Genomic DNA, 17,295 nt, shown 5'->3' with positions numbered 1-17,295 from the left:
TACACTCTATATTTATAAGCAGACAAGACAATTGAGTTAATTATATTTAAGAGAGGAAATTCTATGAATACTGCAAAATTATTTAAAACCTCTTCAACTGAACTTTTATATACCCGTAATGATATTGAAGATAGTGTAAAATTAGAAACCATCGGTATCTTAAACATGATGGTTATCCATTTCACCGATCTCTCTTTAATCACTAAACAAGCACATTGGAACATGCGCGGTCGCAACTTTATCGCAGTGCATGAGATGTTAGATGGCTTTAGAGATAGCATCATTGGGCACTTGGATGAATTCGCTGAGCGTGCGGTTCAGTTAGGTGGCATCGCCACAGGAACATCACAACAAGTCAATAAGTTTACATCATTAGAAGCTTATCCATTGGATATTCATTCTGTACAAGACCATTTAAAAGCATTAGCTGAACGATATGCTGTTGTTGCAAATGATATTCGTAAAGCTATCGATGAAGTTGAAGATGAAAATACCGCAGATATGTTTACCGCCGCATCTCGCGATCTGGATAAATTCCTGTGGTTATTAGAAGCCAATATTGAGTAGTGTCGTAAAACAGAGTCAATATATTGACCATGAGACCACTTCGGTGGTCTCAATTTATTTATCGCCCTACTTATCTGATGTTGGCATTTCAGGTTGTTCAATAGGGAAAATGGGTAACGAATTTAATAAACGTTTACCATAGCTTTTGGTTAATAAGCGCTTATCATAAATGATAATTTCGCCATAACACTCATGACTTCGAATCAAACGCCCTGCTTGCTGGATCAAATTAAATGAAGCGCTAGGTAAACTTTGTACCTCGAATGGATAACGCTTTAATGACTTCAGCCAATCACCTTCAGTAATAATTACTGGATTTGTCACAGGCGGAAACGCAATCTTGTGAATATGCACTTGGGTTAAAAATTCCCCTTTTAAATCCAACCCTTCCGCAAATGATTGTAAGCCGATTAACGCGCTTTTTTGCCCTTGTTTAATACGTTCACAATGCGTCTCCACTAGCCGGTAACGTGGCTGATCCCCCTGCACTAATAGCTGTAAACGCAAATCTTTCACATGCTCCAGAAACCCTTCCATCGCTCGCTGGCTACTAAATAGGATCAAGACCCCATGGTGATCACTATGCGTAAATTGATGACGAAAATAGGTTGCCATCTCTTTTAAATGTTCAGCTTCATTTGCCATAGTTGGCTCATGCTGCATTTTGGGGATCACCAACTTACCCTGCTCAACATGATTAAACGGTGAGGTGAGCGTCACGAAACGGTCATCACTCTTTTCGGATAATCCCGTTAACTCCATAAAACGTGAATAGCTGTTCAAAGAGCGAAGTGTTGCCGATGTCACTACAATATGAGGCACATTTTTCCATAACAAATGTTGCAGCTGTTCACTTACGCGGATCCCTGCGCAATGCATAAAAATCCGGGATTGATTTTTCTCATAACGGCGGCTAAGCCATTTCGAAACAGGTGCGCCTGAGCTTTGATCGAGCGAGGCTAAGCGCCACAATTTGGTCATATTTTCAAAATAGCCCATCGCTCGGCTTGTCACTAAGATGGAGCGATGTAAACGCACAATATCTTGCTTTGCTGTTTGTTCCGTTAAATCACTGAGAATCGCCTCTGATAGCCCACGTAATCCATCTGTCAGCTTAAATAGCTCTTGGCAACATTGCTGCATTACCTCAGGCAAGATCCCCATTGGAAACAAATATTCTGACTCTTTGGATGTTTCAGGTAATAGCCCGTTCGCTAACAGTGAAAAATCACGGAAACACTCACGTAATTTCTCAGCATGTTGTTGTAGCTTATCAGGATTAGTCAACTTAGGTGGTTTTGCTGGACGAAACTGCGCAACATACTGCCCGACATGATGAATAAAATTATCCACCTGCGCGGTAAGCTGAACTAGCGTAATTTCCCCTTCAACTTCTAAAGCGTCTCTCGCCACATCGGGAACATGATGCCCCTCATCGAGAACTAACAGTAATTTCTTGGGATCCGGTAATACCGATTCACTTTCCATGGCTGCCATCACTAAAGCATGGTTAGCCACGACCACATCCGCATCTTCAATTTCACGGCGTGCCATAAAAAAAGGGCATCGTTGATAGAACTGGCAATTACGCCCAAGGCAATTCATTTTATCGGTGCTGACTTTACGCCATAAACTATCGCTAAATGCCTTTTTATGGTGGTCGCGTAGCCCATCCCAAGCAAAACTATGAAAATCATTGCATAATTGCTGGCATTGCGCTCTCTCTTCGCTGTTGGTAATTTCAGTTTTGTCTTCCACCAACAGCATTAAATCAATTTGTTCCCCTTCCGCGGCACAAATAGCTTCTAAGTTTCGGGGGCACACATAACGCGCCCGCCCAAATGCGCCTGTATATTTTAAGTCAGGGATAATTTTGCTCAGTAATGGCAAATCCTTACTGAATATTTGATCTTGGAGGGCAACGTTAGCGGTGCTCACGACCAAAGTTTTACCTTCTTCGCGCCCTACCGCAATGCCTGGTATCAAATAGGATAAGGTTTTTCCCACCCCAGTGGGTGCTTCAATCACTAAATGACGCCCTTCTGCATCCGACAAATTTTTCGCCACTTCAGCAATCATCTGCCGCTGAGGTGCCCGAGAGACGAACCCCTCGATTTGGTTAGATAACCCCTTATACCATTGAGTTATTTGTTCTTTGATTTTATTTGACAGAGACATAGATACGCAGAAGACCAAGTAAAAAGGAGATGATAGCTAATCAAAAAAGAGGCAGGAAAGCCCCTGTTTCTCTTTTGCGAAACCCTTCGCAAAACTACTGTATTAATTTCCATTATACACAAATTCTGGAAAGCCTTTCGCAAAACACCAAATCGAGCCAAGAAAATATCCCGTAAAACTTGTTTGCTATCACCATCCAGTTATACTTTGGCATCTTCGTGTCAAATCAGGCTAATAAAAATGAAAAAAGTCGTCATCGCACTGTGCGCATTATGCGCATTGAGTTCTATTGGGGGTATTGTGCTTGCCGGGATGAATATTTATACCCGCTCCACCACACCTTTAGAGCAAAATCAGGCTCAATCGCCATCGATATTACCTGCACCTAATCAGATCCAGTAATCATCCATTATTAATCAAACGGGACGGTGAGTTATGATGTACAACGATTATTTTGTAACACCAGAGTGGTTAAATTCACATCTTTCAGACAGTAATATTATTGTGCTTGATGTCTCTACGCCACCACCTACCGCCCCTTATGATTGCTACCAAAGCTACCTTGATGAGCACATTCCCCAAGCTCAATTTTTTAATCAAGATGAAATCGCCGATAAGAGCTGCGACTTACCCCATATGCTCCCTGACGCCGCCACATTTAGCCAAGCTGTTGGAGCGATGGGGATTAATAATCAAACGCAAGTCATTATTTACGCTCAAAATAATTTGTTTTCATCTCCGCGTGCATGGTGGACTTTCCGCACTTTAGGCTGTAAACAGGTTAAAATTTTAGCCGGTGGAATTAACGCATGGAAAGCAGCTGGTTTCGCAACTCAATCTGGTAAAGTCACCCCACCCGCCGCACAAACCTTTATTGCTGATAGACAAGATGCTAATGCGCTGAATCAACAGCAAATGTTAGAGGTTGCCACTGAAGGTAAAATCCAAATTATTGATGCGCGTGCAGCTGCCCGTTTTCTGGCTCAAGCTCCTGAACCTCGCCCAGGTTTAAGGATGGGGCATATTCCAGGCAGTAAAAATGTGCCTTGGGATTTATTAGTGGATAATGGGGAATATAAATCCCCCGAACAATTAAAAGCTATTTTTGCGCAGCAAGGTGTCGATATTCTCGCACCAACAGTCACAACCTGTGGCTCTGGCATGACTGCTGCCGTAGTTTTACTGGCATTGGTATTATTAGGTAACCCACATGTGCGCCTCTATGATGGTTCATGGGCGCAATGGGGACAAGACAACGGGTTACCAATCGAACCTTAATCATTTTTATTCCCTCATAAATACGCGTTAATTATGAGGGGATTTGTTTGTTCTATTTAAATCTAATATTATAAAAAATCAATCTAATTAATTAAGATTTCTATTACTCTATTTTTATGGAGCTAATAAAAAATGAATACATCATGGGAACTCTGGGTAATAAACCTAGGGACGATCTCTACCTTTGTCGGTACAGCCGCAACTTTATGGGTTCTATTACAAACATCAAGATTAACGATTAAATTTAATCGTAAGGTATCTATTTATTTTCATAAGGAGAAGCTATCCAAGCTACTTAATGATTATTATAAACACTTATCTGAAGTTCATAATAAAAATACCTTTCATGAAGAAATGCATAGAAGGAAGTTACATAGTAGAATACAATCATTACACCATTATATTCTATTCATTGACTCTAAAGATAAAAAATTAACATCATCAATAAAACAATACAAAATAAAAACCACAAAAATAACATCAATAAAAGACCACCATGATTTAGATATTAGCCTATGTTTTGATATGTTAGATGAAGTAAATCTTCTACTTAATTATATTGATAATATTATTGATATTTCAGCTAGAAAAATATGAGGGAAAACTAATGAACCCAACAGAACACAAAGTCATATCTAACGTATTTTTAAAAAGTTTAAAGCGCCAAATAGAATGGGAGCAAACAAAAGATATCCATCCAGCCATTAACCAGTCTCCAAATTTTTGTATTCTAGGATGTTATAATACAACAAACTTAGATAACATGGCTTTTTACTTATACTCATATCGTGCTATTGAATTTAATCATTACACTGAGACACATAATTCTGTAGTGAAATTTTCTCTTACATTAATTGAAAATAACTGTATCACTTGGAATACAGTTCATGATGATAGATTATTGACTCAGTTATTTGAAATTACTGCATTTGATAAATCTTCAATACATAAATTCATGGAACCATGTGAAAATTAAAAAATTAAAGCCACTCATTATTTAGCGAACGTCATAATAGGTGGCTTTAATAAATATTTGATTGTGCAGTTAAAAAGCATTTTTTCCTCAAGATAACTATTTGAGAAATGCTACTTAATAAACATTCCCGCAAGGAATAGCACGACAATGGCGCCGATCACGGCAACAACAAAACTACCGAAGTTAAAGCCATCCACCTTGCCTTTACCAAAGAATGTGCTGATGTATCCCCCGACAACCGCCCCGACGATCCCCAATACAGTCGTCATGATAAAACCCATTTGATAGGTTCCAGGCATTAACCATTTAGCTAAAACACCTGCGATTAAACCAAAGATAATCCAAGCAATAACGCCCATTTGAGGCCTCCAATATCTCTGTTGCTCTAAATTTCCTAGCACGATAACTTTGTTACACGATATAGACTCTTTAATCATGACATACGGTAATGACAATATTTTGAATTAATCACCACCATACTAGTCACCACCATACATAGTAATTAAAGACCTAATCTCAAATTTTGGCAAATTTCATCATGTTAAGATGATACGACAGAAAGCTGCTCCACATGTAGCGCAATAACATCCGCTATTTGCTCCGCCGTTTTCAACGCTCTCACTTGAGAAAACAGTTCATCCGCCTGCTGATACTCTTTACGTAAATAACTCAGCCACTGTTTGATACGAGCTGCATGGTAATGCCCTGTATCACCCAGTTTTTCTAGTTCCGTATATTTAAAGAGTATTTTCCCGACCTGTTCCCAAGGCATCTTCGCGACATTGTGTTTGATCACACGGCTCAAATTCGGCGTATTTAAAGCACCTCGACCAATCATAATCGAATCGCACCCAGTGATTTCCATACAGCGTTTAGCACTTTCATAATCCCAGATTTCGCCATTGGCAATCACCGGAATCGACAGTTTCTGACGAAGCTCACCAATCGCCTGCCAGTTAATACATTCCGCTTTATAGCCATCTTCCTTTGTACGCCCATGAACCGTCAGTTCGGTCGCCCCGGCTTGCTGTACAGCATCCGCAATTTCATGAGCAAATTGGCTGCTATCCCAACCCAAACGGACTTTCACAGAAACGGGTAAATCTTTCGGTACAGCCGCTCGCATAGCTTTAGCGGCGTGATAGATAAGCTCTGGCTGCTTCAATAACGTCGCACCGCCACCGCTGCCATTTACCGTTTTTGATGGACAACCGCAATTGAGATCGACGCCCCAAGAGCCTAATTCAATTGCGCGGTTGGCATTTTCAGCCAACCACTCAGGATGTTGCCCTAATAGCTGCACCCGCACTAACGTTCCCGATGGCGTTCGGCTACCTTGTTGCAATTCCGGGCATAACCGATAAAACGTTTTTGCCGGCAACAAGGTATCGACAACTCGCACAAACTCAGTAATGCACAAGTCGTAGTCGTTCACCTCACTCAATAATCGGCGAACCAGAGAATCGAGTACCCCTTCCATCGGGGCGAGTAGCACACGCATTAGCTATCACTACGCCCTTGTCTAACGCGCTTCTGTGCATTTTTCCACGGTGAACCTGAAGTGGATTCAGACTGACCTTTCTCGGAATTCGCATTTTGACGACGAGGACGGCTTGAACCTTTATTGCTATTATTGCCTGAATGATTGCTGCGCTCACCGCGGCTATCCTCAGAGCTACGGCGGTTGTCAGAACCACGACGGTTATCAGACCCGCGGCGACTATCAGAACCACGACGATCATTACGCTGAGAAGGCTTTTGGATCGGCTCAGCTTTGATTGACGGGTCTGGCTCGTAGCCTTCAATCTCCATCTGTGGGATGGATTTTTTCAATAATTTCTCAATATCTTTAAGCAGTTTCGCTTCATCGATACACACCAAAGATACCGCCATACCCGTGGCTTCCGCACGTCCAGTACGACCAATACGGTGAACATAATCTTCCGCCACATTAGGCAGCTCAAAGTTAACCACATAAGGGAGCTGTTCAATATCTAAGCCGCGAGCCGCAATGTCTGTCGCCACTAAGACACGGATATCCCCGGATTTAAAATCAGCTAAAGCACGGGTACGAGCGCCTTGGCTCTTATTACCATGAATCGCCGCCGCTTTGACACCATCTTTGTTTAAGTGCTCAGCTAAGCGGTTAGCGCCATGTTTGGTACGCGTAAATACCAGAACTTGCTGCCAGTTTTCACGCCCAATCATAAACGAGAGTAACTCAGCTTTACGTTTTTTATCCACTAAATGAACATACTGCGTTACTTGCTCAGAAGCTGAGTTGCGCGGAGCCACTTCAATGGAAACTGGATTGTTCAATAACTTGCTCGCCAACTGTTTGATCTCATCAGAGAACGTCGCGGAGAACAGAAGATTTTGGCGCTTTTTAGGTAATTTCGTGATCACACGGCGAATATCGTGAATAAAGCCCATATCTAACATACGGTCAGCTTCATCCAAGACGAAAACTTCAACCTGCGATAAATCCACCGCGTTTTGATGTTCCAAGTCCAATAAACGACCCGGTGTTGCGATCAACACATCCACACCACCACGCAGTTTCATCATTTGCGGGTTAATACTGACGCCACCGAACACAACAAATGAACGAATTCTCAAATGACGGCTATATTCTTTTACATTTTCAGCCACTTGAGCCGCAAGTTCACGGGTCGGGGTTAAAATCAATGCGCGAATAGGACGACGGTTATTACCGCGTGGATTGTCCACCAGCTTTTGCAAAATAGGTAAAGTAAAACCCGCTGTTTTACCCGTACCTGTTTGAGCGCTGGCTAATAGGTCTTTGCCCGCTAAAACAGCAGGAATAGCTTGTTGTTGAATAGGCGTAGGACTTTCATAGCCTAATTCATTAATGGCACGCAAGATTTCCTCGTTTAACGCGAGGTCAGAAAAACTAGTCAAATTAATTACTCCGGGCTCCACCGCTTCAATTTACTGGGCAGCTCTAGGGGGGAAGATTCGATATTCAATAGAAGAAAAGCGCAAACTGCCATGCGACACGCAAAAATTCTACCATCATTTGACCATGATAAATATATTAATTTAGATTGATGAATAAACTAATACAAAATCTGCTTTATATAGTATATATACGTACACAAAACTAAAGATACATCCGTTTTCATCCTGAACAATGAATAAATGCCAACTAAGAGCATGCTAAAAATTATTTAATTCTGAATCAAAAGGAATGTTTATGAACACAAATTCGTCGCCAACATTACGCGGAGAGAGCGCCAAACTCCAACTTCTTCTCGCCGCTGCCGATGTTTATGGAGAACAAGGTATCGACGGGGCAACCACCCGCCAAATTGCCCAAGCATCTGGGCAAAATATCGCAGCTATTTCCTATTATTTCGGATCTAAAGAAGGGTTATATCTCGCGGTTGCTCAGCAAATTGCCAATAATATCAAAGAGAGTTTCGCTGAAACTATCACTCAAATAGATAACTTTATTAGCCAACCCGCAGAGTCACAAATTCCTGAAGAAGCGCTCGAATTACTGAAAAAAACCATTATTTCGTACAATTTTTTCCAACTTAAAAAAGAAAACTTAAGCTTCTCGCGCATTCTAGCTCGCGAGCAGCTGAACCCAACCGAAGCGTATGGATTGATCCACGAACAAGCGTTAGGACCCATTCACTCACGGCTCAATCGCTTAATTTCTATTTATATCGGCGCCGACCCTAATAATCTAGCGACCTTGATCCACACGCACGCCATTTTAGGTGAAACCCTCTCATTCCGCATTGCGCGAGAAACCTTACTCAGACAAACCGGTTGGAAGCACATCAACGAAAGCGAATTTAAAATTATTAATCAGGTTCTTATTGAGCATATCGACATTTTATTATTGGGGTTACGTCATCGCCAACTAGCAGAAAAGTGATATGATATATGGATTAAATTAAATCATAATCCTGAGTAATGTTTTATCCGTCACTAAGGTTAGCTATGAACACAAAACGCCGTGCATTGGTTATATTACTGCTTATCATGCTGATTGCCACTATTGCTGGAGGCTATTATTATCAGTCACTTAAGGATAAGACATTCGCCTTATACGGGAATGTGGATGTGCGCACAGTTAACCTTAGTTTTCGAGTCAATGGTAAACTCGCCTCTTTAGATGTTGATGAAGGGGCGAAAGTCACTGCTGGGCAACGACTTGGTAAATTGGATGATGCGCCGTACATCAACGCGTTAAATAAAGCTAAAGGGCTGCGAGATAGCGCTAAAGCACAGTTAGCACTCAAAGAGAAAGGCTACCGGACACAAGAAATTGCTCAAGTCGAATCTGAAGTCGCTCAGCGTCAAGCCGCTTGGCAATATGCGGATAATTTTTACAAACGTCAGCAAGGTTTAGCGGCACAAAAACTGATTTCTGCCAATGACTTAGATAATGCCAAAAACAATCGAAATCAAACGCTTGCCGCATTAAAAGCTTCCCAAGATAAACTCAACCAATATCAGAGCGGATTTCGCCAAGAAGAGATAGCAGCAGCCCGAGGGGAATGGCTACAAGCAGAAGCTGCCGTTGCTCAAGCTGAGCTTGATCTCTCAGACACCCAGCTTATCGCCCCATCTGACGGCACAATCCTGACTCGTGCCATCGAACCTGGCACCATCATTGGTGCAGGTAATACCGTTTTTAGCGTGACATTAACTCACCCTGTTTGGGTGCGAGCCTATGTGAGTGAAGCTCATTTAGGTGATGCGGTTCCTGGTAGTAAAGTCTTACTCTTTACGGATAGCCAGCCCAATACCCCTTACCATGGTACGATTGGTTTTGTCTCCCCTACGGCTGAATTTACCCCAAAAAGTGTACAAACACCGGATTTACGTACCGACTTAGTCTATCGATTACGAATTATTGTCGATGATCCTAACGATAAACTGCGTCAAGGAATGCCTGTCACCGTTGAATTTGCGACACCTCAGCAATAGGGCGCATTATGGCTCAGCAAGATATTCACTCATCGAACAGCGTGATTTCATTAATAAACGTCGAAAAACGCTTTGTTGGGCTAAATAACCCTGCGGTTGAAAGCCTAACTACCGAAATTCACGGCGGCTCCGTGACGGGGTTAGTCGGCCCCGATGGTGCAGGGAAAACGACGCTAATGCGCATGCTGGCGGGGCTACTCAAACCCGATTCAGGGCAAATCCACTTAATGGGATTAGACCCTATTAAAGACAGTATCGAAGTGCGGGCAAACCTCGGTTATATGCCGCAAAAATTCGGTTTATATGAAGATTTAACGGTTCAAGAAAATCTTGATTTATATGCCGACCTGCGCGGCGTTATTGGTGAAGAGCGCCAACAAACTTATAAACAATTACTCGCATTTACTAGCCTAGCCCCATTTACTGCTCGCCTTGCCGGTAAGCTTTCAGGGGGAATGAAACAAAAATTGGGACTCGCCTGCACGCTATTAGGTAAGCCGAAAGTTTTACTGCTGGATGAGCCGGGTGTCGGCGTAGATCCTATTGCTAGGCGAGAACTTTGGCAAATGGTGCACACCCTTGCTGACGATGGTATGTTGATCCTCTGGAGTACATCGTATCTGGATGAAGCAGAGCAGTGCAAAGAGGTGCTACTACTCAATGAAGGCAAACTTCTGTATAGCGGAAAACCCGAGCAACTCACCCAAAAGATGGCGGGACGCTCATTTTTACTCGATGTTCCTCCAACACAAAAACGCACCATTCTACAAAATGCCTTAGTGTTACCCGAAACCACCGATGGCGTGATCCAAGGGCGCTATATTCGCTTAATTTTAAAACCTCATGCATCCCAAGAGAATTTACTTAATGCGTTAAATATGAGAGATCAAACGCTGATTGAAGCCCAGCCACGCTTTGAAGATGCGTTTATCGACCTTTTAGGTGGCGGACCATCCCATCGTTCTGAACTCGCAGCTATCGTGCCACAAATTCCACCCGCTCCCAATGAAACCGTCATTGAAGCCCGCAACCTGACCAAAAAATTCGGGGATTTTGCCGCGACGGATACCGTTAACTTTCAGGTAAAACGGGGTGAAATTTTTGGATTATTAGGGCCTAACGGCGCAGGCAAATCCACTACCTTTAAGATGATGTGTGGATTAATGAAACCCACGGATGGACAAGCTCTGGTGCTTGGTATGGATTTAAAAACCAGTTCAAACAAAGCCCGTCAGCACCTTGGGTATATGGCACAAAAATTTTCCCTCTACGGCAACCTCAAAGTTGGGCAAAACTTAAAATTTTTCTCCGGTGTATACGGTTTGCATCATAAACAACAAGCCACCAAAATGCAGGAGATGATCAACGCGTTTAATTTTACTCCCATTATCAGCCAGATTACTGACTCACTTCCGCTAGGTTATAAGCAGCGCCTTGCCCTCGCCTGCTCACTGATGCATGAACCGGATATCCTGTTTTTAGATGAACCCACTTCGGGAGTTGACCCGCTAACTCGGCGAGAATTTTGGCTACACATTAATGGTATGGTAGACAAGGGGGTCACCGTCATGGTCACCACCCACTTTATGGATGAAGCGGAATATTGCGATCGTATCGGGTTGGTTTATCACGGAAAAATTATTGCCGCAGGCACTCCAGATGAGCTAAAAAAACAGGTCGCCAGCACAGAAAATCCGAATCCATCCATGGAAGATGCCTTTATTGAATTAATTTTCAACTACGATAAACAGCGGGAGGCACAATGAAGACAACCGCCTCTGGTTTTTCATGGCGCAGGCTGAAAGCCCTCTGTTGGAAGGAAAGTAAGCAGATAGTTCGAGACCCCAGTAGCTCCTTAATAGCCATTGTTATCCCACTGATGCTGCTATTTATTTTCGGTTATGGGATCAATCTAGACTCCAGTAAATTACGAGTGGGTATCCTAATGGATCAACAAAGCCAACCCGCTCGTGAATTAGTCGATACCTTTACCGGCTCTCCCTTTATTGATGCCACCATTAGCGATAATCGCAATTTATTGATTAATAAAATGCAAGCGGGCGAAATTCGCGGCATTGTGGTGATCCCCGTCAATTTTGCAGAGCAACTTTCTCGCCCTGATGGACATGCGGCAATCCAAGTGATCACCGATGGAAGTGAACCCAATACCGCCAATTTTGTGCAAGCCTACACCAAAGGGGTTTGGCATACATGGCTTATCCAACAAGGTGAAAATCAAGGTTATCCCACCGACCCGCTTATCGAACTCAATATGCGCTATTGGTTTAACGAAGCGGCACTCAGCCAACATTTTATTATTCCAGGCGCCATTAGCATCATTATGACCGTCGTGGGTGCCATTTTAACTTCACTGGTGATAGCCCGAGAATGGGAACGGGGCACCATGGAAGCACTGCTTTCCACCCAAATCACTCGCACTGAATTACTGCTTTCCAAATTATTGCCCTATCAAATTCTTGGATCGTTCGTCATGGTGCTGTGTATGTTGGTGACGACCTTCGTGCTCGATATTCCTTATCGTGGCTCTTTATTGATTTTATTTGTGATAACCAGCCTCTATTTGGCCACCGCATTAGGAATGGGATTACTGATTTCAACCATTACCCGCAATCAGTTCAATGCGGCGATGGTGGCGCTGAATGCGGCCTTTTTACCTGCCATTATGCTTTCAGGGTTTATTTTTGAAATTGATAGCATGCCAGTATTTATTCAAGTAGTGACTTACTTCATTCCCGCTCGCTACTTTGTCAGCAGCTTACAAACCTTATTTTTAGCGGGAGATATCTATTTGGTGTTACTCACCGATTTCTTATTGCTGATTGCTTCAGCGATATTATTCATTGGTTTAACGGCGCTGAAAACGCGTCGCCGTTTGGATTGAGGTGAACTATGTTTTATCGTCTTTACACCTTAATTATGAAAGAGTTGCAATCACTATTGCAGGAAAAACAGACGCGAATTATTTTAATCATGCCTGTCATTTTCCAAATGATCCTCTTCCCACTGGCGGCGACCTTAGAAGTCACTAACACCACCATTGCCATTTTTGACCAAGATAATGGCGAGCATTCGATTGAACTCACTCAACGCTTAGCAAAAGCCAGTGCGTTTTCCCATGTGCTGTTACTGAAAAATGAACCTGAGATTCGAGAAACGCTAGATAACCGTAAAGCCTTGTTAGTCGTCCGTTTTAATCAAAATTTCAGCGCTGATATCGCCAGCCATCATACCGCAAATATGATGTTGCTATTGGATGGACGAAACTCAAATAGCTCCCAAATAGCGGCTAATTACATTGAACAGATAGTCATGCAATATCAGCAGGAGCTCACACAAACCCAAGTACTGCCCAATAACAGTGAACTGATTGTTCGCAACTGGTACAACCCAAACTTAGACTATAAGTGGTTTATTGTGCCATCATTAGTGGCATTGATTACGACGATAGGAGTGCTAATCGTCACCTCGTTGTCTATTGCAAGAGAACGAGAACAAGGAACCCTCGACCAACTATTAGTTTCGCCGCTAACCACATGGCAAATCTTTATTGGCAAAGCGATTCCTGCCTTAGTCGTCGCCACTGCACAAGCAACATTGGTGCTAGTGATTGGGATTTTTTGCTACAAAATCCCGTTCGCCGGTTCACTATTGCTGTTCTATGGCACGATGATTTTTTATGGTTTATCACTCGTGGGATTTGGTCTGCTCATCTCCGCATTGTGCTCAACTCAGCAGCAAGCGTTTATTGGCGTGTTTGTGTTTATGATGCCCGCAGTGTTGCTATCCGGTTATATCTCTCCCGTCGAGAATATGCCCGTTTGGCTACAGGATATTACGTGGGTGAATCCCATCCGCCACTTTACGGATATCACTAAGCAGATTTACCTTAAAGATGCTGATTTTTCCGTGGTATTTCATAGCTTATGGCCTCTTCTGATTATCTTCCTGGTAACCAGCTCTCTGGCTTATTACTTATTTCGCAAAAAAATCGCTTAACTGCCAGATAAAAACCATAAAAAACCCCGCAACAATTAACTTATTGCGGGGTTTCATATTTTCAATCAGCTTGATTAGTAATTAACGGCGGTCACCGAAAATACGCAGTAACATCAGGAACAGGTTGATGAAATCTAAGTACAGAGATAACGCGCCCATAATAGAGTACTTACGCATATTTTCTCTGTCATCTTGGTTGATTTGCTCACCCATCTCTTTGAGTTTTTGAGTGTCATAAGCAGTTAATGCAGCAAACAGTAATACACCACCGTAAGTGATCACCCAGTACATCATAGAGCTTTGCAGCCAGATATTAACCAGAGAAGCGACAACCAGACCAATCAGCGCCATAAACAGGAAGTTACCCATCCCTGTTAAGCTACGCTTAGTCGTGTAACCGTAGAAGCTTAACGCGCCGAACATCACTGCGGTAATGATGAACGTCCCAACAACAGACTCACCAGTATAAACCGCTAAAATAACGGAGATAGTTAAACCAGTCAGTAATGCGTAAAGCATAAACATCCCAGTTGCAATCGCACCGCTCATTTTAGGCAGTAAGAAAGACAGCCCCATCACTAAACCAAGTTCAGCGATGATCATTCCAAAGAACAGAACTTTGTTAGTTGCGATAGTGAAAAACAGACCGCTGCTTAAGGAGTACCAAGCAACAAAAGCTGTCAGTAATAACCCGACGGTCATCCAACCGTAGACTTGCGACATAAATGCCTGAACGCCAGTGCTGGCATTCTGGACAAGAGAATCATTACGTTGATCAAATTGACCCATGATGGTTACCCTTCCATTTTAAGAAAAATCGACCCAGCAAAACCACCAACAGAGTAATCCTTACTGTGATCGGACAAATTTGTTCCAAAGTTTATCACAATATTTTGACATTACCATTCGGCTTATTCGCATTTTCCGCGTAACAGTTTAAGACTACCAACGGTTTGCAGAAGCTTCATCACTCTCTTTGGCTTCCACCCAGCGTTCATTATCAGGGAGAGACTCTTTTTTCCAGAATGGTGCTTTGGTTTTCAGGTAATCCATTATAAATTCAGCCGCTTGGAATGCTGCATTGCGATGTGCGCTGGTCACGCCTACGAATACAATTTCTTCACCGGGTTGTAAGGTACCTATCCGGTGGATCACACTCACGCGTTGCAGTGGCCAGCGCTCGCGAGATTGCATCACAATGTCCGCTAAGGCTTTTTCTGTCATGCCAGGGTAGTGTTCAAGAGTCAATGCCGCTACGCTGTCCCCTAAATTATGATTACGGACTTTACCTGTGAATGTCACTACGGCGCCATCACTGTCACATTCAGCAAGCCACGCATACTGCTCGCCAACACTAAAATTCTCGGTTTGTACCACAATATGGGTATTGTCCATGGTCATCCCCCTGTAACTGGTGGGAAGAAAGCCACTTCATCGCCCGCATTCAGGGGATGGTCCGCAGAAACAAACGATTGATTAACCGCAGCTAATAATTTGCCATCTTCCAAAGCCAGCGCCCAGCGATCACCTTTTTGAGTTAATGCTTGGCGCAAAGATTCTACGGTTGGGTACTCCGCTGCTAACTCTAAGCGGTCAGTGCCAACTAACTCACGAACTTGAGCAAAAAAGAGGACAGTGATCATGCTTCCACCTTAAAATGACCGGACTTTCCGCCCATTTTTTCTAATAAACGCACAGGCCCAATAACCATATCTTTTTGTACCGCTTTGCACATGTCGTAGATAGTTAATGCCGCGACAGAAGCAGCCGTTAACGCTTCCATTTCGACCCCCGTTTTCCCTGTTAATCGGCAACAAGTTTCGATACGTACACGGTTATGGGCTTGCTCAGCTTCCAGGGTGACTTCCACTTTGGTCAGTAGCAAAGGATGGCACAGCGGGATCAACTGCCACGTATTTTTTGCTGCTTGGATCCCAGCGATACGTGCCGTCGCAAAGACATCCCCTTTATGGTGACTGCCATCCACAATCATGGCTAAAGTTTCTGGGTTCATCGTCACAAACGCTTCTGCGCGTGCTTCACGGACGGTTTCCGCTTTGGCTGATACATCAACCATGTGCGCCTCGCCCGACGCATTGAGGTGGGTCAGTTGGGACATAATTACTCCTGAAAATCAAAAAGTTATTAACCGCCGATAACGGAAAGATTCGGGGTGATCCCGCTGTCGCCTTGGTGAAGGAAATGGGTTTCTCGCTTAGACATTAAGCCACTCTGGATACGTGCTTTTAGGGCTTCATTCTGGTTTTCATCGCCCAGTAAATCACGCAGTGGAATGCCATTTTCACCAAATAAACACAAATGCAGATTGCCTAAAGAAGAGACCCTGAGACGGTTGCAGCTTTGGCAAAAATCCTTCTCGTACGGCATGATCAGCCCAATTTCCCCTTGGTAATCAGGGTGACTAAAGACTTGGGCGGGACCGTCGCTACGAGAACGTGGCTGCATATACCAGCCTTCTGCGATAAGGCGATCACGAACGGTTTCACCAGACACATGGTAACGTTGGAATAGGCTGCTGCCTTCCCCTGTTTCCATGAGTTCAATAAAACGCAGTTGAATTGGACGGTGTTTGATCCAATTGAGGAAAGATTTGAGGGCGATATCATTGACGTTTTTCATCAAGACCGCATTGACTTTAACTTTTTCGAAGCCAGCATCAAATGCAGCATCAATCCCTTTCATGACTTGGAAAAATTTATCTTGCCCAGTGATCGCCGCAAATTGGCGAGGGTCAAGGCTATCCACACTCACGTTTACTGCATTCAAACCAGCATCTCGCCATGCTTGCACATCACGAGCCATCCGATAACCATTGGTTGTTACGGCGATTTTTTTGATGGAGTTATTTTCTTTGATAGCGGCGATGATATCGGTGAAATCTTTACGCATCGTTGGCTCACCGCCAGTGATACGGACTTTTTCAGTCCCTAACTCAGCAAAAGCGCGGCTCACTCGACGGATTTCATCAAGCGTCAGAAATTCATGGCGACCACTCGGTTTGTAGCCATCAGGCAGGCAATATGTGCAACGAAAGTTGCAAACATCAGTGATAGATAAACGAAGATAGTAAAATTTTCGGTCAAATTGATCGACAAGTTGCTGCATATTCACACCTTTCCAAATACGGGAGATGCAGACATTTCTATCTTGCACCCTGGTGACTCAAGGTCACGGCCAGAGCATCATATTCAGGAGAACTTAGACACAAAGGCTAGGAGTTTTATCTGGAACCCCGTGAGCTGATTAAGCCTAAAGAGTTAAGACACTCATCACTGGGTTCACTTATTTTC

Annotated in this window: 19 protein-coding genes and 1 riboswitch; of the genes, 10 read left to right on the top strand and 9 right to left on the bottom strand. The window is 43.3% G+C overall.

What is annotated here, in order from left to right:
- The first annotated feature begins 63 nt into the window (after positions 1-63).
- Entirely contained in the window at positions 64-567 is a 504-nt protein-coding gene (dps, locus tag M5X66_RS05120) for a DNA starvation/stationary phase protection protein Dps (protein ID WP_036949728.1), read from the top strand.
- A gap of 66 nt (positions 568-633) precedes the next feature.
- Here the strand turns inward: dps and dinG are convergent, their stop codons facing one another.
- Entirely contained in the window at positions 634-2,745 is a 2,112-nt protein-coding gene (gene dinG, locus M5X66_RS05115; RefSeq protein ID WP_270103909.1) for an ATP-dependent DNA helicase DinG, read from the bottom strand.
- A gap of 240 nt (positions 2,746-2,985) precedes the next feature.
- Between dinG and M5X66_RS05110 the strand changes: the two genes are divergently transcribed.
- The 4 genes from M5X66_RS05110 to M5X66_RS05095 all read left to right on the top strand — a co-directional run bounded on the left by M5X66_RS05110 (position 2,986) and on the right by M5X66_RS05095 (position 4,999).
- On the top strand, positions 2,986-3,147 hold the full coding sequence (locus M5X66_RS05110) for a hypothetical protein (RefSeq protein WP_187369806.1): 162 nt from the start codon (positions 2,986-2,988) through the stop codon (positions 3,145-3,147).
- A gap of 36 nt (positions 3,148-3,183) precedes the next feature.
- Positions 3,184-4,023, top strand: a complete 840-nt coding sequence (gene sseA, locus M5X66_RS05105; RefSeq protein WP_154599940.1) for a 3-mercaptopyruvate sulfurtransferase — start codon at positions 3,184-3,186, stop codon at positions 4,021-4,023.
- Between the two features lie 132 nt (positions 4,024-4,155).
- The gene (locus M5X66_RS05100; RefSeq protein ID WP_154599903.1) at positions 4,156-4,620 is read left to right on the top strand and encodes a hypothetical protein; all 465 of its coding nucleotides are present in this window, start codon (positions 4,156-4,158) and stop codon (positions 4,618-4,620) included.
- A gap of 10 nt (positions 4,621-4,630) precedes the next feature.
- On the top strand, positions 4,631-4,999 hold the full coding sequence (locus M5X66_RS05095) for a hypothetical protein (RefSeq protein WP_036949740.1): 369 nt from the start codon (positions 4,631-4,633) through the stop codon (positions 4,997-4,999).
- A 110-nt stretch (positions 5,000-5,109) separates the two neighbouring features.
- On the opposite strand, the gene M5X66_RS05090 is transcribed toward M5X66_RS05095, so the two are convergent.
- The 3 genes from M5X66_RS05090 to rhlE form a co-directional block, all read right to left on the bottom strand.
- Entirely contained in the window at positions 5,110-5,358 is a 249-nt protein-coding gene (locus M5X66_RS05090; protein ID WP_036949742.1) for a GlsB/YeaQ/YmgE family stress response membrane protein, read from the bottom strand.
- 182 nt (positions 5,359-5,540) lie between these two features.
- Positions 5,541-6,500, bottom strand: a complete 960-nt coding sequence (gene dusC / locus M5X66_RS05085) for a tRNA dihydrouridine(16) synthase DusC (protein WP_036949744.1) — start codon at positions 6,498-6,500, stop codon at positions 5,541-5,543.
- Complete coding sequence (rhlE, locus tag M5X66_RS05080) at positions 6,500-7,921, bottom strand: ATP-dependent RNA helicase RhlE (RefSeq protein WP_108479400.1); 1,422 nt, start codon at positions 7,919-7,921, stop codon at positions 6,500-6,502. The genes dusC and rhlE overlap by 1 nt, the downstream gene beginning before the upstream one ends.
- A gap of 289 nt (positions 7,922-8,210) precedes the next feature.
- Here rhlE and cecR point away from each other — a divergent pair, with 289 nt between their 5' ends.
- The 5 genes from cecR to M5X66_RS05055 all read left to right on the top strand — a co-directional run bounded on the left by cecR (position 8,211) and on the right by M5X66_RS05055 (position 13,984).
- Positions 8,211-8,909 carry a transcriptional regulator CecR gene (gene cecR, locus M5X66_RS05075; protein ID WP_036949750.1) on the top strand — a complete coding sequence of 233 codons (699 nt, stop codon included), beginning with the start codon at positions 8,211-8,213 and terminating at the stop codon, positions 8,907-8,909.
- Between the two features lie 65 nt (positions 8,910-8,974).
- The gene (hlyD, locus tag M5X66_RS05070) at positions 8,975-9,967 is read left to right on the top strand and encodes a secretion protein HlyD (protein ID WP_108479399.1); all 993 of its coding nucleotides are present in this window, start codon (positions 8,975-8,977) and stop codon (positions 9,965-9,967) included.
- A gap of 8 nt (positions 9,968-9,975) precedes the next feature.
- Positions 9,976-11,733 (top strand): ATP-binding cassette domain-containing protein, encoded by a 1,758-nt coding sequence (locus tag M5X66_RS05065; protein ID WP_108479398.1) that lies wholly within the window; start codon positions 9,976-9,978, stop codon positions 11,731-11,733.
- Complete coding sequence (locus M5X66_RS05060) at positions 11,730-12,869, top strand: ABC transporter permease (protein ID WP_036949755.1); 1,140 nt, start codon at positions 11,730-11,732, stop codon at positions 12,867-12,869. The genes M5X66_RS05065 and M5X66_RS05060 overlap by 4 nt, the downstream gene beginning before the upstream one ends.
- Before the next feature lie 8 nt (positions 12,870-12,877).
- A complete protein-coding gene (locus tag M5X66_RS05055) occupies positions 12,878-13,984 on the top strand; it encodes an ABC transporter permease (protein WP_036949756.1) in 1,107 nt (368 codons plus the stop codon).
- Positions 13,985-14,065: 81 nt separating this feature from the next.
- On the opposite strand, the gene M5X66_RS05050 is transcribed toward M5X66_RS05055, so the two are convergent.
- The 5 genes from M5X66_RS05050 to moaA all read right to left on the bottom strand — a co-directional run bounded on the left by M5X66_RS05050 (position 14,066) and on the right by moaA (position 17,110).
- Positions 14,066-14,773 (bottom strand): Bax inhibitor-1/YccA family protein, encoded by a 708-nt coding sequence (locus M5X66_RS05050; protein WP_036949765.1) that lies wholly within the window; start codon positions 14,771-14,773, stop codon positions 14,066-14,068.
- Positions 14,774-14,926: 153 nt separating this feature from the next.
- The gene (moaE, locus tag M5X66_RS05045; protein WP_154637457.1) at positions 14,927-15,379 is read right to left on the bottom strand and encodes a molybdopterin synthase catalytic subunit MoaE; all 453 of its coding nucleotides are present in this window, start codon (positions 15,377-15,379) and stop codon (positions 14,927-14,929) included.
- A 2-nt stretch (positions 15,380-15,381) separates the two neighbouring features.
- Positions 15,382-15,627 (bottom strand): molybdopterin synthase sulfur carrier subunit, encoded by a 246-nt coding sequence (moaD, locus tag M5X66_RS05040; protein ID WP_036949767.1) that lies wholly within the window; start codon positions 15,625-15,627, stop codon positions 15,382-15,384.
- Positions 15,624-16,103 carry a cyclic pyranopterin monophosphate synthase MoaC gene (gene moaC / locus M5X66_RS05035; protein WP_154637458.1) on the bottom strand — a complete coding sequence of 160 codons (480 nt, stop codon included), beginning with the start codon at positions 16,101-16,103 and terminating at the stop codon, positions 15,624-15,626. Before moaC ends, moaD begins: the two co-directional genes overlap by 4 nt.
- A gap of 26 nt (positions 16,104-16,129) precedes the next feature.
- On the bottom strand, positions 16,130-17,110 hold the full coding sequence (gene moaA, locus M5X66_RS05030) for a GTP 3',8-cyclase MoaA (protein ID WP_036949769.1): 981 nt from the start codon (positions 17,108-17,110) through the stop codon (positions 16,130-16,132).
- Positions 17,100-17,235, bottom strand: a riboswitch (molybdenum cofactor riboswitch). (Overlaps the previous gene by 11 nt.)
- Positions 17,236-17,295 lie beyond the last annotated feature (60 nt).

Origin of the sequence: Providencia sp. PROV188 (assembly GCF_027595165.1) — a bacterium.
GTDB classification, from domain to species: domain Bacteria; phylum Pseudomonadota; class Gammaproteobacteria; order Enterobacterales; family Enterobacteriaceae; genus Providencia; species Providencia lanzhouensis.
This window is presented reverse-complemented; position numbering and strand designations above follow the sequence as displayed.

Coding starts and splice junctions, on each gene's coding strand:
- cecR (WP_036949750.1), top strand. CDS start 8,211: ATGTTTATGAACACAAATTCGTCGCCAACATTACGCGGAGAGAGCGCC.
- M5X66_RS05050 (WP_036949765.1), bottom strand. CDS start 14,773: ATGGGTCAATTTGATCAACGTAATGATTCTCTTGTCCAGAATGCCAGC.
- moaD (WP_036949767.1), bottom strand. CDS start 15,627: ATGATCACTGTCCTCTTTTTTGCTCAAGTTCGTGAGTTAGTTGGCACT.
- sseA (WP_154599940.1), top strand. CDS start 3,184: ATGTACAACGATTATTTTGTAACACCAGAGTGGTTAAATTCACATCTT.
- M5X66_RS05060 (WP_036949755.1), top strand. CDS start 11,730: ATGAAGACAACCGCCTCTGGTTTTTCATGGCGCAGGCTGAAAGCCCTC.
- M5X66_RS05110 (WP_187369806.1), top strand. CDS start 2,986: ATGAAAAAAGTCGTCATCGCACTGTGCGCATTATGCGCATTGAGTTCT.
- moaC (WP_154637458.1), bottom strand. CDS start 16,103: ATGTCCCAACTGACCCACCTCAATGCGTCGGGCGAGGCGCACATGGTT.
- M5X66_RS05065 (WP_108479398.1), top strand. CDS start 9,976: ATGGCTCAGCAAGATATTCACTCATCGAACAGCGTGATTTCATTAATA.
- M5X66_RS05090 (WP_036949742.1), bottom strand. CDS start 5,358: ATGGGCGTTATTGCTTGGATTATCTTTGGTTTAATCGCAGGTGTTTTA.
- M5X66_RS05095 (WP_036949740.1), top strand. CDS start 4,631: ATGAACCCAACAGAACACAAAGTCATATCTAACGTATTTTTAAAAAGT.
- dinG (WP_270103909.1), bottom strand. CDS start 2,745: ATGTCTCTGTCAAATAAAATCAAAGAACAAATAACTCAATGGTATAAG.
- M5X66_RS05100 (WP_154599903.1), top strand. CDS start 4,156: ATGAATACATCATGGGAACTCTGGGTAATAAACCTAGGGACGATCTCT.
- hlyD (WP_108479399.1), top strand. CDS start 8,975: ATGAACACAAAACGCCGTGCATTGGTTATATTACTGCTTATCATGCTG.
- moaA (WP_036949769.1), bottom strand. CDS start 17,110: ATGCAGCAACTTGTCGATCAATTTGACCGAAAATTTTACTATCTTCGT.
- M5X66_RS05055 (WP_036949756.1), top strand. CDS start 12,878: ATGTTTTATCGTCTTTACACCTTAATTATGAAAGAGTTGCAATCACTA.
- moaE (WP_154637457.1), bottom strand. CDS start 15,379: ATGGACAATACCCATATTGTGGTACAAACCGAGAATTTTAGTGTTGGC.
- dps (WP_036949728.1), top strand. CDS start 64: ATGAATACTGCAAAATTATTTAAAACCTCTTCAACTGAACTTTTATAT.
- dusC (WP_036949744.1), bottom strand. CDS start 6,500: ATGCGTGTGCTACTCGCCCCGATGGAAGGGGTACTCGATTCTCTGGTT.